Raw genomic sequence first — 17,005 nt, 5'->3', positions numbered from 1 at the left:
AATTTGCTCTAGAGTGCCCGCGCGTTGCGGGCACCATATCTGCAGGCCAGGCGATCGATAGTGACGACCAGTGTTCCCAGCCCCAGAAAACCGGCAGTCATCCAGGCCATGTTCACCGCCGTTTCATCGAGACCGATCTCCGGGACATCGATGAAGGGATAGGGATAGAACCCGGAGAAATAGCCGTGGATCAGGGTGTAGACCGCATAAACCGCCGGAAAAAGCAGCCACCACAGAGCATGGCGCCACAAGAGCGCGCCGCGCCTGACCCAGAACAGCCAGTCAATGGCGTAAAGCACCGGCACGGCGTAATGGAGAATCTGGTCGCCGCGCGCCTGCCATCCGGTTGGCCGCCACGCGGTCTGCAGGACAAGGGCATAAATGACGCTGGTCATGACCACGTATGACAACAGCGCCGACCTGACCGGAGGACACTGCGCCCATTGCCCCGGCCGGGACCATGGTACCGCCAGGGAAAACACCAGACCGAGAAAAACAAGCGTATTGGTCTGGATGGTGAAATAACTGAAAAAGTTGGCCGTCAGCCGGAGCCGGCTGACATGGGCGGCGGGTATGATGGCAAAATACGCGATGCCAATGCCCGCCAGCACGACCATTGCGAGCATGGAGCGGTAGATTCGAACGGCCGTGATATCCGATGTTTGAATGATTTGTGGTGATTTCACCGCCCCAGTTTCCTCCGATGGCCGGAGAATGCTCTAGCCATATCCGTCCGGAAACTGAAGCGGTTTTTGCCTAAATCGTCACTGCGCCGGAGCTTTCAGCTATTCCGCCAGATCGACACCGTCGAAACGATGCGAACCCAGCGGATCCAGCACATATCCGGACACTTTTTTCGACATCGGCATGACCACGGTCGAATGATCAAGGGCTGCGATCGGCGCCTCCTTCTTGATGATGAGCTGCGCTTCCTCATAAAGCTTGGTGCGTTCGGCCTGATCCGAAACCTGGCGTGCCTTTTGCAGAAGCGTATCGAGCGGCTGGAAACACCAGTTGGAGTAATTGCTGGCACCGACGCTCGTACAGCTGAAGAAAAAACTCAAGAGGTTATCCGGATCGCCATTGTCGCTGGTCCCGCCGAGGATGACGGCTCCGTCCCGGTTCTTGTCGCGCGCCTTCTTGAGATATTCGCCCCATTCATAGGAAACGATCTCGACCGAGACGCCAACCTTGGCGAAATCGGCCTGGATCAATTCGGCGGCCCGGCGGGCATTGGGCATGTAGGGACGGCTGACCGGCATTGCCCAGACCTTCATCGCCAGATTGCTGACGCCCGCAGCCTGAAGCATTGATTTCGCCTTTTCCGGATCGTAGGGATCGTCCTTGACGGCATCGTTGTAGCCCCAGACTGCCGGCGGCAAGGGGTTCTTCGCGACCTGCCCCATGCCCTGAAACACGGCTTCCACGATGGCCTGCTTGTTGATCGCCATGTTCAACGCCTTGCGCACCTCCGGTTTGTCGAAGGGCGGAACAAGCGTGTTGTAGGCGAGGTAGGCGACATTCAGGCCGGGTTGTTCCAGCACCTTCAATTCGCTGTCGGCTTTCAGCACGGCGACATCGGCGGGCGACGGATAGGAGGCAACCTGGCACTCGCCAGCCCGCAGCTTCTGCATCCGCGTCGTCTGGTCGAGGGTAATGGAGAAAATCAGGTCATCGATCTTCTGCTTGCCGCCCCAGTAATCCGGATTGGCGGTGAAACGGACCACGGAATCCTGCTGGTAATTGACGAACTGATACGGTCCGGTCCCCACCGGCAGTTCGTTGAGCTGCGTCATCTTTCCATCCGCCTGCAGATGATCGGCATATTCCTTGGAAAGGATCGATGCAAAGTCCATGGCAAGGTTGGCAAGCACCGAAGCACTCGGGGCCGCCAGAACGATCTTGACGGTCTTGTCGTCGACCTTGCTGATTTCCTTGATCATGTCGGGAAGGCCCATGGCCGTTGTCATTTCCCAGGTAACGCCCGTGATATAGCTGTGCCAGGGACTGGTCTTGTCGAGCTGGCGTTGCAGCGAGAAAATAACGTCGTCAGCGTTGAGATCGCGGCTGGGCGTAAAATATTCTGTCGTATGGAATTTCACGTTGTTTCGAAGCTTGAACGTATAGGTGAGCTTGTCATCGGAAATCGTCCAGCTCTCGGCAAGACCTGGAATGACCGTCGTCGTTCCGTTCTGAAACTCCACAAGACGATTGTACACCGGCTTCGAGGAAGCATCCCATGTGCTGTTGGCGGAATAAAGCGCCGGGTCAAACCCTTCGGGCGAAGCCTCTGAACAGTAAACCAGTGTCTTGGCGCTGGCCGGTGATGCCAGGACCGGGAAAAGCGCGAGGGATAAAGCGGTGCAGGCAAGAGCTGCGGATTGCCGGGCAATACCGAAATTCATCAGATGTTCTCCTCTTTTGTTTTTATCGGCGGGGCCAGGACAACGCCCCGCCAGTCTTCCTTGCAAACCAAACCGGATTACGAAGCAGCCCAGACCGCCTGCGGCTTGGACCAGAGTTGTTCCGACCGGATCAGCGACACAAGTTCGTCCGCCTGAATCTGGAGGAAGCGCTCGCCCTTTTCTGCCGATGCCGATCGCGGGTCTCCCATGGTGCCGGTGACCGGGGCTCGTTCCGGGAAGGCGTAGAAGCGGGAAATCCCGGATGGAACCGATACGGCGCCGTCATGCTTTTCCGCAGCTTCGGAGAACTTCTCCGTCTTCACCATATCCCCGGCGATGGCCAGCATCAGCGAGGATTCGCCTTCACAGGCATGGGTCGGGCCGGCATCCACCTCGAACACCGCGGCCAGCTTTTCCGGCGCGAGCATCCATGGTGTCGTGGCAACGATGGGCATGGCGTATTCCACCGCGAGCTCACGTACGGAAACGGCCAGCGGATCGATGTTGCCGCCATGGCCGTTGACGATGAGCAGCCTCTGGAAGCCGAGAACCTTGAGCGAGCGGACGATGCTCGTCAGCACGGCGCGATAGGCCGCATAGTCAAGGCTGATGGTGCCGCCGAAGGGAAAATGATGCTCGCTCATGCCAAGCCAGAGGCCGGGCAGAACCGTCACCGGCATCTCGTCTGCAATCTGCCTCGCCGCTTGCAGCGACACGGCAACAGCGCTGGCGGTATCGGTGATAACCGGAAGATGAGGGCCATGCTGCTCAAGCGAGCCGACAGGCAGGATCACCAGCGCATTTGGACGCACTGCCCGCTCCTTCAGTTCCGGGGCCGTCAAGCGGGCCCATTCTACTTCCCTTGTCATAGTTCCAATACTCCCGAAAATGCTCTGTCATCGCGGGTGACAGGCTCTGCGTGGCTAGAAGGTCAACTGCGAATTGAAGCCGAGAACGAACATGATGAACTTCGACACATCGACCATATCGTCTCCCTGATAGCGGATCGTATAGCCGTCGGTTCGCTCGACGAACTTCAGATAGGACAGGAATTCGGCGGGAAGCCGGTTGCGGAAGGTAATCTCCAGAACGGGTTTCTCAATCACCAGCGGCGGCGTCGAACCAATCCGCGACAGGGCCGTCTTCACGCCCGCTCGCAGTTTTTCATGGGCTGCATTGGGGGTGAGCGAGCGCGCCGAACGGGTGCCATAGGCCCACTTCACAGGAACGGTCACGATGTCCCCGAGGTGTTCGCTGATCTCCTGCATCGCCACGTCGTCTCCGGACGCCAGGATGACCGGAACGCCGAAATCGCCGGCGGTCGCGGCATTGATACCGGCCTCGGGGACAACCTTGCCGTTGATGCGGATTTCGTGAAATGCCGTTCCGCCGATGGTATGGGAGAGCACCCCGCCCATATGGCTGGCCCCCGCATGGTAACCGATCAGCATGGCTCCGGCGAATGTTCCGACCTCGATCCCCTGCATCATCATCAGCGGCCGCGGCCAGCTGCGGACGATCTGAACATAATCGGGCAAGCGCTCGATCTTGATGCTCTGGCCATTGCCGTGCGAGTCGCTCAGCACGATTTCCTCGACGCCGTTTTCGTGCGCCTCCTCGCAGGCGGCGACAACCGTGTCCGTCATCCAATCGCGGGCACGTTCATACTCGAATCCCTCGGGCGTCAGATGATCGCGACTGACCACACCAACGATCCCCTCAATATCGGCAGAAATGTAAAGGCGCATGTTTTCCTCCCAGCTCCAGATCATATGGCTTAATACGAGATTGACTTTCCGACAAGAAACATAATTTATCTATAGGAAAATTAATTTTCAAAAGTTTCGGAGGATCACCGTGAAGCTGTTCATTGCAGGCCTGGATACGGAGACAAATACCTTTTCTCCCATACCAACGGGCTACGAGGCATTCCGTGAAAATCTCATTGCCCACGGCGATGCCACGTCCAGGCCATTGAACTGCTGCTCGTCGCAGATGCATGTCTGGTCGAATGCGGCAACGGATCGCGGCTGGAGTGTGGTTGAAAGCCTCTGCGCGGTGGCAGAACCGGGCGGCACCACCACCCGGACGACCTATGAAGCGTTTCGTGCGGAAATTCTGGCCGACCTTCAGGCGGCGATGCCCGTTGATGGCGTGCTGCTGGCGCTGCACGGCGCCTGCGTTGCCGAGGGTTATGACGATGTCGAAGGTGATCTTCTGTCCCATATCCGCAAGATCGTGGGCCCGGATATACCGGTGGGTGCGGAATTGGACCTGCACTGCCATCTGACAAAGACCATGATCGACAACGCCACCATGCTGGTCGCCTACAAGGAATATCCGCATACGGACATTGAAGAGCGCGCGGAACATCTTTTCCAGCTGCTGGTCAAGGTGCTCGAGGACGGCTGCCGTCCGGTGATGGCCGATTTCGACTGCCGCATGATCGGCATGTTCCGCGTGCATCAGCAGCCGCTGCGCGGGCTGGTTGACCGGATGAAAGCGCTCGAGGGACAGGACGGCATCTTGTCTGTCTCCTTCTGCCACGGTTTCCCGTGGGGCGATGTTGCGGATGTCGGCGCAAAGATGCTGGTGGTGGCGGATCGCGACATCGGCAAGGCGCAGGCGCTGGCAACGGCGTTTGGCCAGGAAATATTCGCGCTGCGAAAAGAGCTCAAACCGGAACACAGCAGCATTGACGAAGCGCTCGATCAGGCACTGGAGGTGCCGCACGGTACGGTTGTGCTTGCCGACGTATCGGACAATGCTGGCGGCGGCGCGCCCGGAGATTCGACATTCGTGCTCAGGCGCGTCATCGAACGGGGCATCAAGGACGTTGCCAGCTGCCTCTATTGGGATCCCATCGCCGTCCGGCTTTGCCACGAAGCCGGGGAAGGCGCGGTGCTTCCCTTGCGGATCGGCGGCAAGATCGGCGAGGCATCGGGCCAGCCGCTTGACCTGACGGTGACCGTACGGCGTCTTGCCTCCGGCATCACCCAGCGTTTCGGCATTGTGCCGCTGTCCATCGGCGATGCCGCCTGGGTCAGTTGCGATGGGGTCGACATCATCCTCAACAGCCTGCGCACCCAGACGTTTCATCCGGAATGCATGACAGCGCTCGGGCTTGATCCCTCCACCCGGAAGATCGTCATCGTCAAATCAAGCAATCATTTCCGTGCCGGATTTGAGCCGATCGCCAGCAAAATTCTTTACATCGCCGCACCAGGCGCATTGCAGCCGCACTTTGAAGACCTGCCCTATACAAAACTGAAGAACAGCTATTGGCCAAGGGTGGAAAACCCCTTTGCCACCGCCATGGCGTAGAGCGCCTGGACACGCCGCAGATCAAAGCGAACTGCGGCGTTTCCAATCTATGCCGGAATGTGCAGGTGGCAGCGCGCCTGATGAGGGGGCGCCTTTTCCATATCGGCCTTGCGTACAGTCAAAAGCGCTTGCGGCAATTCGCATCCCGGCACTGCGGACCTGCACCGCTCGCGATAGTAGCACCCGGCGGGCAGACGGCGGTTGTTCGGAAGCTCCCCGGTAAGGCTGGCATCCACGTCAAGAAGAGAATTTTTCAAACTGGGAACGCTGGCGAGCAAGGTCCGGGTATAGGGGTGCGCGGGATCGTCAAACACCGCTTCCGCCGTCCCCGTTTCGACGATCTGGCCAAGATACATGACGGCAACCCGGTCGCAGAAGTGACGGACCAGCGACACGTCATGCGAGATGAACAGATAGGAAAGCCCAAGCTCGCGCTGCAGCTTCAAGAGCAGATTGATGATCTGGGCCTGCACCGACACGTCCAGTGCCGATGTCGGCTCGTCGAGGATCAGAAGCTCGGGGTCGGTGCTCAGAGCCCGGGCAATGGCGATGCGCTGGCGCTGCCCCCCGGAAAACTCGTGCGGCAGGCGGTCAAGCTGGTCGCTTCTCAACCCGACGGAGATGGCAAGTTCTTCCGCCCGAGCCCGCAAGGCAGACGCCGGCATGCCTCCCCTGATATGCAGCGGTTCCGTGATCAGGCGCCAGACCGGCAACCGCGGATCAAGCGACGATTGCGGGTCCTGAAAAACGATCTGCATCTTCTGCCGGAGATCGCGCTTGAGCGTGCCGTTTGCACCGGCAAAATCATGCCCGTCCACCAGCACTCTGCCGCTCGTCAGCCCCACCAGGCCGATCACCGCCTGAACGAGCGTGCTCTTGCCGCAGCCGGATTCCCCGACGATGCCGAGGCTTTCGCCCGGCAGCACGCAGAGATCGACATTGTTGACGGCATGGACCTGCGAGGTCACCCGCCCGTACCAGTTTGTTGCTCCGGGAAACCGGACGGTGAGATTTTCAACGCTGAGGAGAGGTGCTGCTTTCACGACGGAACCTCGCTCGACGGTAGGGATGGATGGCCGGCCCGTTGCCAGCAGGAGACCGACTGCCCGCCCGGCAAGGCGGTTTCATGCGGTTTCTCCATGCATCTCGTATCGGCCTCCGGGCATCGCGGCCGGTAAAAACATCCGGGCGGCGGATTAAGGAGATTGGGTACCGTGCCGGGAATGGACTCCAGCGGCTCCTTTGGCCGGACACGTTCGGGCAGGCAGCGCAGAAGCGCCCGGGTATAGGGATGCTGTGGCCGGTCGAGGACCGCGCGGGTCGGCCCTGACTCAACGATGCGCCCGGCATACATGATGTAAAGCCGGTCGCAGATCTGCGATACCACGGCGATATTGTGGGATATGAACACCACCGATGTTCCGGTCCGTCGCGCCCGCCCCTGAATGAGCCGCAGGATCGCCGCCTGGACGGTGACGTCCAGAGCCGTTGTCGGTTCGTCGGCGATGATCAGGCCCGGATTGCACGAGAATGCCATGGCGATGAGCACGCGCTGGCGCATGCCGCCCGACAGTTCAAAGGGATAGGCCTGCATGATGCGGGCGGGCTCGGGGATGAGCATATCGGCCAGAATATTGACCGCCACCGCTTCGGCCGCCTTTCTGCCAAGCGCTTCGTGACGCTGAATGACGCTCACCAGCTGCTGGCCGATCCGGATCGTCGGGTTGAGCGCATTCATGGGCTCTTGGAAAATGGTCGATACTAGTTTGCCGCGAACCTGCTGAAGCTCCTCTTCGTCCATCGCCATCGGATCGCGCCCAAAGAGACGAATGCTCCCTTGCGTGATCTTATACCGGCCTTCCGGCAACAGGCGTGTTGCGGCCATGGTGCTGACGGACTTGCCGCAGCCAGACTCGCCGACCAGACCAACGATTTCGGCATTTCCCACCTTGATCGTCACGCCATCCAGCGCCTTGATGGCGCCGGCATAGGTCGGAAATTCGAGCGAAAGGTTTTCGATGCTCAACGCGTGCGGACGCTGTACGCTGTGTGCCGTCATTATCTCGTCCCCAATCGCGGATCCAGCATATCGCGGATGCCGTCACCCAGAAGATTGCAGCCCATGGCCGTCACAAGAATTGCCAGCCCCGGAAACGTGCCGTACCACCACTGATCGAGGATGAAACTCCGGCCACTGCTGACAAGCGCGCCCCATTCTGCCGTTGGCGGCTGCGCGCCAAGACCAATGAAACTCAGCGCCGCCGCGATGAGGACAATGCCGCCGAGATCGAGCGTTGCCTGCACGATCAGCGGGGAAAGTGCATTCGGCAGCATATGCCAGCGCAGGATGTAGAGATTGGAGGCTCCGAACGTTCGGGATGCCTTGACGAAAACCCGCTCGCGCAGCGAGAGCGTCTGGCCGCGCGCCAGCCTGACATAGGCTGGTATGCGCACGATCGCCACCGCCAGCATCGAATTGAAAAGGCTCGGGCCGAGGGCAGCCGCCAAGGCCATGGCAAGCACCAGTGCGGGCAAGGCCAGGACGACGTCCATGATACGCATCATGGCGCTGTCGAAAATTCCGCCGGCAATTCCCGACAGGCAACCCAGAAACACGCCGATGCTCATGGAAATGAGCACGATCATGAAAGCCGCACCGCAGGACGCGCGCGAGCCGTAGACAACCCGGGAGAACAGGTCCCTGCCGACTTCATCCGTGCCGAACCAATGGGCTGCGCTCGGCGGCATCAGCCGCGCCGACAGCATGACCTTGTTGGGATCGTACGGCGCGATGAAGGGGGCGCCGACGATCATGATGACGAGCAGCGTGATGATCAGCAGCCCGACCAGTGTCAGCGGGCTGCGCCGCGTCAGATACCAGAGAAAATGCAGTCGCGAGCGCTTCGACACGCGGCCTGCAGCGGTTTGATCTTCGGGACTGACAGCAACCATTATCCCACCTCCCGGATTTGCGGATCAGCAAGCATGTAAGCCAGGTCGATCACCAGATTGATGAGGACGTAGCCGATGGAGGCAACCACGGTGAATCCCATGATGGCCGGGAAATCCAGGGTCTGGATCGACGTCACCACGTAGGTGCCCATGCCCGGCCAGGCGAAGATGGTTTCGGTGAGCACGGCCCCGTAGAGCAGATCGCCCAAGGCGAGACCGAGCAGCGTGATCGAGGGTATCAGCGCATTGCGCAAGGCATGGTTGAAAATGACGACCCTGCGCCGCAGGCCGCTTGCCCGGGCGGTGCGGATATAATCTTCCTGCAGCACGTCCAGCATCGACGCCCGGATCTGCCGCGTAATGACACCGAGATTGGCGAAGGCCAGCACGAAGGTCGGCAGAATGAGATGCCGCACGGCACTGAGAAACGCGTCAAACCGGCCCTCAAGCAAGGTATCGATCAGGAAGAAGCCGGTGACACGCTGCGGTACGGCAAAGGCCATGGCCAGCCTGCCGCTCCCCGGCAGAATCTGCAATTTGGCATAGAACAGGAGGATAACCACCATGCCGAACCAGAAGACCGGCATCGAAATACCGCACACCGAGATTGTGCGGGCAATCTGGTCGATCGGGCCATCCTTGTAGATCGCCGAGAAAACCCCGAGTGGCACGCCGATCAGGACCGCCAGCACAAGCGAGAGAATGCCAAGCTCCAGCGTGGCCGGCAGAAAGGTCGCGATGTCGGCGGCCACCGGCCGCCGCGTTCGCAGCGACGTTCCAAGATCGCCGTGCAGCAGGCTGCGCACATAGATGACAAACTGATCGGTGACCGGCCGGTCGAGCCCCAGGTCGCGCCGCACATTCTCCAGCGTTTCCGCACTCGCCCGGTCTCCGGCGATCAGGCGTGCGGGATCGCCGGGTATCAGATGCGAAATGGCGAAGGTAATGATGGCGACGCCGAAGACGACGAAGAACAACAGGATGAGGCGCGGAACGATAATTCGAGTGATTGTCATGAACATCAATCCTCATTTCGTGCAGGTTATGCTGAGTCACATCATGGAAATGCGCGCATCCCTTCCGTCCTGTCCGGACGGAACCCGATAGTCCTCCTGTCCCTCGCGTTGCGTGAGCGCTCAGGACAGGAGTTTCAACTGACGAAATGTCAGGCCGGGTGGTCACGCCAGCGCCCGGCTATTCCTTCTTGGACATTGTCGCGAAGTTGTAGACCTGGATCAGCATCGGGTTATAGACATAACCCTGGACTGCGGCCCTCCGCGCAAAAATATCATTCTTCTGAATGAGATAGAGATAAGGCGCATCCTGCGTGGAAAGCGTCTGGGCTTCCAGATAGAGCTTTTCGCGCTTGGCCTGGTCAACCGTACTGGCCGCCTCCTGCACGAGGCTTGTTACCTTGGTATTATTATAGAATGCGCGATTGCCCGGCCCGCCCATTTTCGCCGGGTCGAACCAATAGTTCATGAACATGTAGGGATCGGCAAAATCCGGTGTCCAGGCACCCGGGGCAAGGTCGTAATTGCCCTTGGCCGCCATTTCGCGCTTTGTCGTATCAGCCACCGCCTGCAGATCCAGCTTGATGCCGATTTCGGCAAGACTGGCCTGAAGCGCAAGGCCGACCGGCTCCCACGAGGTATCGGCCTGGGAGAACGTATAGGTCAGATGAACATTGGACTGGCCCGCTTCCTTCATCAGTGCCTGGGCTTTTTCAATGTTGTAGCTGTACTGGAAACCTGCGGGATCATGGCCCCACATTCCATCGGGTACGGCCCCGCGCATTTGCACGGCCTGCCCCTGCATGATGCCATCCACGATGCCCTTATAGTCAACGGCATAGGAAATCGCCTGGCGGACGCGGACGTCATCCAGCGGCGGACGCTTGTTGTTGAGATAGACGTAGCTGACATAGAGGCTCGGATTGCTCTCGACAACAATCGAGGGATCCTTCTTCAGGGCTTCCGCCTGATCGACGGGCACCTGCTCGATGATATCCGCGTCACCATTGACGAGTTGAAGGCGGCGGGCGGAAACTTCTCCCATGACCCGGATGACGACCTGCTTCAAGGCAGGTGCCGGCCCGGAAAAATGCGGATTGCGGTCAAGCACGATGCTCTGATTGCGCTCCCAGCTCGAAATCCGGTAAGCGCCGCTCCCTGCAGAGTGCTCGACAAGCCAGGCCTTGGCCATGTCGCCGTTGACTTCGTGCTCCATCACCTTCGGATTGACAATCGCCGCACCCGAAACCGCAAGGGTCGACAGGAACGGAGCGAACGGCGACGACAACACGAATTTCAACGTCATCGGATCGACGACCTGCACTTCCTTCAGCACGGGAAATGAATCGGACGGTCCGGCCTTGAGCTTCATCAGGCGATCGAAACTGAACTTTACCGCCGCCGCATCAACGGCGGTGCCATCGTCGAATTTATGGCCGGCGGCGAGCTTGATCGTCCACACCAGATTGGCGTCATCGACGGACCAGCTCTCGGCAAGTTCGGGAACAACCTCGGTGGTCGCTCCCTTATACGCAACCAGATGTTCGTAGGCTGCGTAGATCAGCGTATAGCCGCTGTTGCTGATTTCCACGCCCGGGTCCGCAGTCGGCGGATCCTCGGCGCGCGCAAGAACCAGGACATCTGCGGCGGCCATGGCGCTGCTGCTGACCGACGTGGCAAGCAGCAGGGCAAGCCCAATTTTTTTCCAATGTGAGAAAACCATTTTAGACCCTCTGAGGTTCGGCGGACTCGAACGGCGCCTTGTATCCGGCAATTTATCCGCACAATCAGAATAGGTAATGATTTTCCTAAGCGCAACTTATTTTCTTATCGTACTAGTCTTCCGCTGGTTCTTGGATTTCTTTTTCAAATTCGAAACCTCGCCATCGGCGCCGATCAGTGAGTTGATCAGATCCTTTTCAGAGGTCGAGCAAACACAGAGAATCCGTGCCGGAGTCTCGCTGACGGAGAGATAGGCATGCCCCATGGAAGCATCGAAATAGACTGAATCACCGGCTTTCAACGTCGCGGGCTCATAGTGTTCCGTATGCAGTTCCAACGCGCCTTCAACGACATAGGTATATTCCTGACCGTCATGGCGGACGAATTCACCAAATTCCTCCATTGTCCTTGCATGCAGGACGGCAAGGATCGGCACCATGGATTTCTTCGATATTTCCGTGCAAAGGTAGAGATAGTCATAGTTGCCGGTCTGGATCAGCCGCCCTTCCCCTTGCCGGCTTATGGCGCGGCGCCCCAAAAGATTGGGGGTGGAATCCACAGGCCTTGTGCCGAAAAGCTCAACAATATCGACACCCAGCCCCGCTGCGAGTTGAACCAGACGATCGTAGGTCAAGGACATCTGATTGTTCTCGACCTTGGAAAGCGTCGACACCGCGAGCCCGGTCATTTCGCTCACTTCCAACAAAGTCCAATGCTTGCGAACGCGAATGTCCCGAAGAAAGTCACCCAAGCCAGTTTTCTGATCGGTCATTATAATTCTATCATCCTACAATTTATCGCGATTTACGCTACTACAGCCCGCCTACCGACGCGATAAGGAAAATTTACTTGATCATTAGGAAAATTAAGTTTCTTATGCGCTAAATTCGGGAGCGATACATGTTCGATTTCATTATCATTGGCGGTGGCATTGCCGGCGCTTCGGCAGCCTACGAACTGGCCGCCAAGTCATCTGTGCTTCTTGTCGAGCGCGAGTCCCATTGTGGATATCACACCACGGGACGATCCGCAGCGCTCTTTTCCGAAACCTACGGCAATGCCGCCATCCGCGCGCTCACCCGGGCAAGCCGCAGCATGTATGAAGTGCCGCCGGAGGGTTTTGCCCAGAATGAACTGCTCAGCCCCCGCTCCGTCCTTTATATCGCCCGGGACGATCAGCGCGACGGTATCGCGGCCATGTCCGATATCCTCGGCTCCAGCGGAAAAACCTCTCCGGTCATGACACCTGCCGATATATGCAGGCGCGTATCGATCATCCGTCCCGACTATGTCGCCTGCGGGCTGCTGGACGAGAGCTCCCGGGATATCGACGTCCACGCCCTGCATCAGGGATATTTGAAAGGTGCGCGCGCCCGTGGCGCCAGCATCGCAACATCAGCGGATGTCCTCGCGCTGAAGCGGACCTCGACAGGCTGGGACGTTGCGACATCGAATGGTGCATTCCATGGCACAACGGTCATCAATGCTGCGGGGGCCTGGGCCGATGAGGTGGCGGCGGCGGCCGGTGCGGCCCGGATCGGCCTGACGCCGCTGCGCCGGACGGCGATGATTTTGGATGCGCCGGACGGTGTCGATGTCTCCTCCTGGCCGCTCGTTCTCGACGTTAACGAGGAATTCTACTTCAAACCGGAAGCGGGCAAGCTGCTGGCGTCCCCGGCCGACGAAACACCGAGCGAACCCTGCGACGCACAAGCCGACGAAATGGATGTGGCCATCGCTGTCGACCGCATCCAGCAGGCGGCCGATCTGCCGGTCCGTTCCATATCGCGGCGATGGGCTGGCCTGCGGACCTTCGCCGCCGACAGAAGCCCGGTCGTTGGCTACGATCCCACGCTCGCCAACTTTTTCTGGCTTGCCGGCCAAGGCGGTTATGGCATACAGACCGCTCCGGCGCTGGCAAAAGTGGCGGCGGCGCTTGCCTGTCACGAGGCCGTGCCGGACGCGATCCTTGAAGCCGGTTTCGACGCGGGGGCCGTTTCCCCCGCGCGAAAGGAACTCCAATCACTCCAACGGCTGCAAGCCTGATATCTCGCGGCATCAAAGGGACCGGCTGATGACTTTCAACGTGGATTCGCTGGCATCGCTGATGCTGGACGATAGCTTCAAGAGTTTTCCATTCGGAAAGCGCATGCCGCTCAGCGATGTCGGCAAACAGCATTGGAACGTGCTTGCCGGCGATGTCCCGCTTCCTGCGGCGGTGATCCGTGCCGATGCGCTGGCGCACAATTCACGCTGGATGCAGCGGTTTGTCTCCGATCGCGGCGCACTGATCGCGCCCCATGTCAAGACGACCATGTGCCCGCAGATCATGGCCCGCCAGATTGCGGATGGAGCCTGGGGATTGACGGTTGCCACGGTTCACCAGATGCGCGTTTGCCGCCAGTTCGGGGCGCAGAGGATCATCCTCGCCAACCAGGCCGTGGGTGCAGCCGAGCTCAATGCCATCGCCGAAATGCTGAAGGCGCCGGACCTCGACTTCATGATGATCGTCGACAGCGTCGAAGGCGTCACCGCCGTCGCCGAAGCCGCACTGCACAACCGTCTTGCCCGGCCGGTCAAATTGCTTGTCGAGCGCGGATACAGCGGCGGGCGCACCGGTTGCCGAACCAACGACATCGCCACCGAACTTGCGCATCACATCCGCGCCACGCCGGACGTCTGCCTGGCTGGTATTGAAGCGTTCGAGGGCTTGATCAAGGCAAAATCCGGCGCACAGGAGCAGGCCGTGACCGCTTTTGTCGCCGACATCGCCGCCCTTGCGCAATCGTTCCGGGAATTGGACCTGTTCGGAACAGAGGATCCCATCGTCACCGCCGGCGGCTCATCCTATTATCACATTGTCATTGAACAGCTGGCGAAGGCGGGAATGCGCGTGGTCACGCGCAGCGGCTGCTACGTGACTCACGATTCCGGCCTGTATCACAATCACCACAACCAGCTGAAATCCGTCATCGGAGAAGAAGATGGATTGAGGCGGGCGCTGGAAATCTGGGCCTATGTGCAATCCATTCCCGAACCCGGGCTTGCCCTGCTCACGGCGGGCCGCCGCGATTGCGGCACCGACGCCGGATTACCGATACCGCTGCTCATGGCAAATGCGGAGACCGGCGTTCGGGACCTTCCCGAGGGATGCCAAGTCGTCGACATCAACGACCAGCATTGTTTCATGCGCTTTGATCCCGGCTTGCAGCTCGCCTATGGCGATCGTATCGGCCTGGGGATTTCACATCCGTGCACGACGTTCGACAAATGGGACATCATGTATCTCGTCGACGCGGATTATACGGTCCAGGACGTGTTCAAGACCTTTTTCTAGCGGTCATTGACCTTCCGGGATCAAGCCGCCGTGCTGGGAAAGCGCATCGTGAAGCAGGCGCCCTTGAGAGGGCCATTGCCGATCTCGATGGCTCCGTTGTGAAGCTGCATGATCTCCTTGACCAGATTCAGGCCGAGGCCCGTTCCGGAACTCTGCGGCTGCAGGCGGTTGAAAGGTTCGAAAACCTCTTCGCGCTTCTCCCGCGAAATTCCTGTGCCTTCATCCGCCACGACAATGGCTTTCGTTTGCTGCACCTTGACCAGGATGGTGCCCGACCCGCCGCCGTGATCGATCGCGTTCTGAACCAGATTGGTGAGAGCCCGCTCGATCGACATCGGATCGCCATCCACGATGACTTCACCGGCATCGGGTTCGAATGACATTTCATACCCCGCTGCAAAAGCCAGTGGCGCCAGATCGAGCACGACGCGTCCGGCAACACCCACCAGATCGACCGGCGCGAAAGCCACGGGTGCATGATTGAGCCGCTGCAGATCGAGGAGTTGCCCGCTCAGGATGGCCAGCCTTGATGTGTCCTGCAGGAGCTGGGTCTTCTCGGCACTTGCGGGCAATGCCGCAACGCGCGTGTTGAGGATCGCAATGGGCGTTCGAAGTTCATGCGCCGCCTGCGCCAGAAAGCGGTCATGCAGGGCATACCCCTTGTCCAGCCGGCTCAAGGCATCATTGACCGCATTGACGAGCGGACCGAGCTCCTCGGGCACTTCAGCCGTCGACAAACGCATGCCGCGTTTGTCGTAGGCGATTTGAGCGGCTTCGTCGGCAGCCCTTTTGACCCCCTTCAATGCAAACCGCACGACCAGCGGGGTTATGGCGAGGCTGGCCACGGCCATTGCCAGGAAGAGAGGGATGATGACCGTCATCATCCCGCCGGAGACGCCGGCGATCATGCGCTTGAACGACATGCGTCCCTGCGTTCCCGTGAATATCTGCACGTTGCCGGCGGCGGTGTCCTGCCATTTCACGATAGCGTCGGGCCGTTTTGGACGCCCCGGTTCATCGGCCAGACGCGCATCCGCCAGATGATCGAGCATGGCGCCTGTCGGTGCGAATTCAGGAGGAATCTTTCCCTGCGACAGTTCATTTCCCGATTTGTCGCGGATGATGAACCAGAGATCGGTGACATCTCCGCGCAATTGCACCATATCGGGCGTATCCAGCAGAACCAGTTGACCCGCTTCATTCCGGGACAAGGCATCTTTCAGGACATCAAGATTACCGCCCTCATAATCCTCGATCAGATAGCCGGAACTCCACAGGCCGCCGACAATGGCAACCAGCAGCGACAGGATGATCGCGGCTTCGAAAAGCAGCAGGCGACTGACAAGCCGCCATTTCAGCGACCGCGAACTCCACAATTTCATGCGGTCTCCCGCAGGAGATAGCCAAGACCGCGGACACCGTTGATGGTAACGCCTGCACCGGCATCGGTGAGTTTGCGGCGGACCCGCGAAATATGCGTATCGAGCGCGTTCGAATCGATCTCGTCATTCATGCCGAAGACTGCCTCCATCAGCGTGGCGCGCTGCACCATGCGCCCCATGCGCCGCATCAAGGCTTCAAGCACAAGAACCTCCCGCCTTGGCATATCGATGCGCTCGCCCTTCACCCAGGCCTCGCGATGTCCGAAATCAAACGCCAGCTGGCCGATCTTCGCCACCTCCGGCACGAGGCTCGACGGCCGGCGCAGCAAGGCGCGGACCCGTGCCAGAAGCTCTTCATAGGCAAACGGCTTGCCAAGGTAGTCATCGGCGCCACTCTGCAACCCGGCAACACGGTCGTTCAGATCGCCGCGCGCCGTCAGGACCAGAACCGGGATGTTCTGCCCGTTTGCACGCAAGCGGGGGACCAGCGACAATCCGTCACCATCGGGCAACTGACGGTCGAGAACGAGCACGTCGTGCACATTGTCTCTCAGCATGAATTCCGCGGCAGCAATGGTGGAGACACTATCGACGATCATATTCTGACGGGTCAGGACGTTGCACAGGGCGGCAACCATCTCCTTCTCGTCCTCAACCAGTAACACCCGCATTCCAGTCCCCCATAAGCCTGTCCGCCAACAAGATGACACAGGATAGCGTGCGTACATTGAGGCTGGCTTGCATCGGAAATCGCTTTTTCCGGCGCAACGCCAAATGTGTTCACAAGCCCGGACATGACACGCTGCCTCAATGTAGAAGCTGCAACCGTTTCCCCGTCAACGACAATTCACGCGAGGAAACAATGAAATC

At 59.4% G+C, this 17,005-nt stretch carries 15 protein-coding genes; 3 read left to right on the top strand and 12 right to left on the bottom strand.

Annotation, left to right across the window (positions count from 1 at the left end; all coding sequences use genetic code 11):
* Positions 1-8 precede the first annotated feature (8 nt).
* From ACZ5FP_RS24450 to ACZ5FP_RS24435, 4 genes are all read right to left on the bottom strand, one after another.
* Positions 9-686, bottom strand: a complete 678-nt coding sequence (locus tag ACZ5FP_RS24450) for a Pr6Pr family membrane protein (protein WP_464664619.1) — start codon at positions 684-686, stop codon at positions 9-11.
* Positions 687-785: 99 nt separating this feature from the next.
* Positions 786-2,405, bottom strand: coding sequence for an ABC transporter substrate-binding protein (locus tag ACZ5FP_RS24445; protein WP_464664618.1), 1,620 nt, complete (start codon positions 2,403-2,405; stop codon positions 786-788).
* A 77-nt stretch (positions 2,406-2,482) separates the two neighbouring features.
* On the bottom strand, positions 2,483-3,274 hold the full coding sequence (locus ACZ5FP_RS24440) for a creatininase family protein (RefSeq protein ID WP_464664617.1): 792 nt from the start codon (positions 3,272-3,274) through the stop codon (positions 2,483-2,485).
* A 54-nt stretch (positions 3,275-3,328) separates the two neighbouring features.
* Positions 3,329-4,153, bottom strand: coding sequence for a M55 family metallopeptidase (locus ACZ5FP_RS24435; RefSeq protein WP_464664616.1), 825 nt, complete (start codon positions 4,151-4,153; stop codon positions 3,329-3,331).
* 109 nt (positions 4,154-4,262) lie between these two features.
* On the opposite strand from ACZ5FP_RS24435, the gene ACZ5FP_RS24430 reads away from it, so the two are divergent.
* Positions 4,263-5,729: a M81 family metallopeptidase gene (locus ACZ5FP_RS24430; RefSeq protein WP_464664615.1), complete on the top strand. Its 1,467-nt coding sequence runs from the start codon at positions 4,263-4,265 to the stop codon at positions 5,727-5,729.
* A gap of 47 nt (positions 5,730-5,776) precedes the next feature.
* Here the strand turns inward: ACZ5FP_RS24430 and ACZ5FP_RS24425 are convergent, their stop codons facing one another.
* From ACZ5FP_RS24425 to ACZ5FP_RS24400, 6 genes are all read right to left on the bottom strand, one after another.
* Positions 5,777-6,772 (bottom strand): ABC transporter ATP-binding protein, encoded by a 996-nt coding sequence (locus tag ACZ5FP_RS24425; RefSeq protein WP_464664614.1) that lies wholly within the window; start codon positions 6,770-6,772, stop codon positions 5,777-5,779.
* A complete protein-coding gene (locus ACZ5FP_RS24420; RefSeq protein WP_464664613.1) occupies positions 6,769-7,788 on the bottom strand; it encodes an ABC transporter ATP-binding protein in 1,020 nt (339 codons plus the stop codon). Before ACZ5FP_RS24420 ends, ACZ5FP_RS24425 begins: the two co-directional genes overlap by 4 nt.
* On the bottom strand, positions 7,788-8,681 hold the full coding sequence (gene ddpC / locus ACZ5FP_RS24415; protein ID WP_464664612.1) for a D,D-dipeptide ABC transporter permease: 894 nt from the start codon (positions 8,679-8,681) through the stop codon (positions 7,788-7,790). Before ddpC ends, ACZ5FP_RS24420 begins: the two co-directional genes overlap by 1 nt.
* A complete protein-coding gene (locus ACZ5FP_RS24410; RefSeq protein ID WP_223615839.1) occupies positions 8,681-9,697 on the bottom strand; it encodes an ABC transporter permease in 1,017 nt (338 codons plus the stop codon). Before ACZ5FP_RS24410 ends, ddpC begins: the two co-directional genes overlap by 1 nt.
* A gap of 178 nt (positions 9,698-9,875) precedes the next feature.
* On the bottom strand, positions 9,876-11,417 hold the full coding sequence (locus ACZ5FP_RS24405; protein ID WP_464664611.1) for an ABC transporter substrate-binding protein: 1,542 nt from the start codon (positions 11,415-11,417) through the stop codon (positions 9,876-9,878).
* A 96-nt stretch (positions 11,418-11,513) separates the two neighbouring features.
* On the bottom strand, positions 11,514-12,104 hold the full coding sequence (locus tag ACZ5FP_RS24400; protein ID WP_464664610.1) for a helix-turn-helix domain-containing protein: 591 nt from the start codon (positions 12,102-12,104) through the stop codon (positions 11,514-11,516).
* Between the two features lie 212 nt (positions 12,105-12,316).
* On the opposite strand from ACZ5FP_RS24400, the gene ACZ5FP_RS24395 reads away from it, so the two are divergent.
* Both ACZ5FP_RS24395 and ACZ5FP_RS24390 read left to right on the top strand, forming a co-directional pair.
* Positions 12,317-13,462, top strand: a complete 1,146-nt coding sequence (locus ACZ5FP_RS24395) for an NAD(P)/FAD-dependent oxidoreductase (RefSeq protein WP_464664609.1) — start codon at positions 12,317-12,319, stop codon at positions 13,460-13,462.
* Positions 13,463-13,490: 28 nt separating this feature from the next.
* Complete coding sequence (locus tag ACZ5FP_RS24390; RefSeq protein ID WP_464664608.1) at positions 13,491-14,753, top strand: amino acid deaminase; 1,263 nt, start codon at positions 13,491-13,493, stop codon at positions 14,751-14,753.
* Positions 14,754-14,773: 20 nt separating this feature from the next.
* Here ACZ5FP_RS24390 and ACZ5FP_RS24385 read toward each other — a convergent pair whose 3' ends face one another.
* Together ACZ5FP_RS24385 and ACZ5FP_RS24380 are read right to left on the bottom strand one after the other, a co-directional pair.
* Entirely contained in the window at positions 14,774-16,135 is a 1,362-nt protein-coding gene (locus ACZ5FP_RS24385) for a sensor histidine kinase (protein ID WP_464664607.1), read from the bottom strand.
* Positions 16,132-16,806 (bottom strand): response regulator transcription factor, encoded by a 675-nt coding sequence (locus tag ACZ5FP_RS24380; RefSeq protein ID WP_223615845.1) that lies wholly within the window; start codon positions 16,804-16,806, stop codon positions 16,132-16,134. The genes ACZ5FP_RS24385 and ACZ5FP_RS24380 overlap by 4 nt, the downstream gene beginning before the upstream one ends.
* Positions 16,807-17,005: the final 199 nt, after the last annotated feature.

It is taken from the genome of Phyllobacterium sp. T2-21, from assembly GCF_055378485.1.
This window is presented reverse-complemented; position numbering and strand designations above follow the sequence as displayed.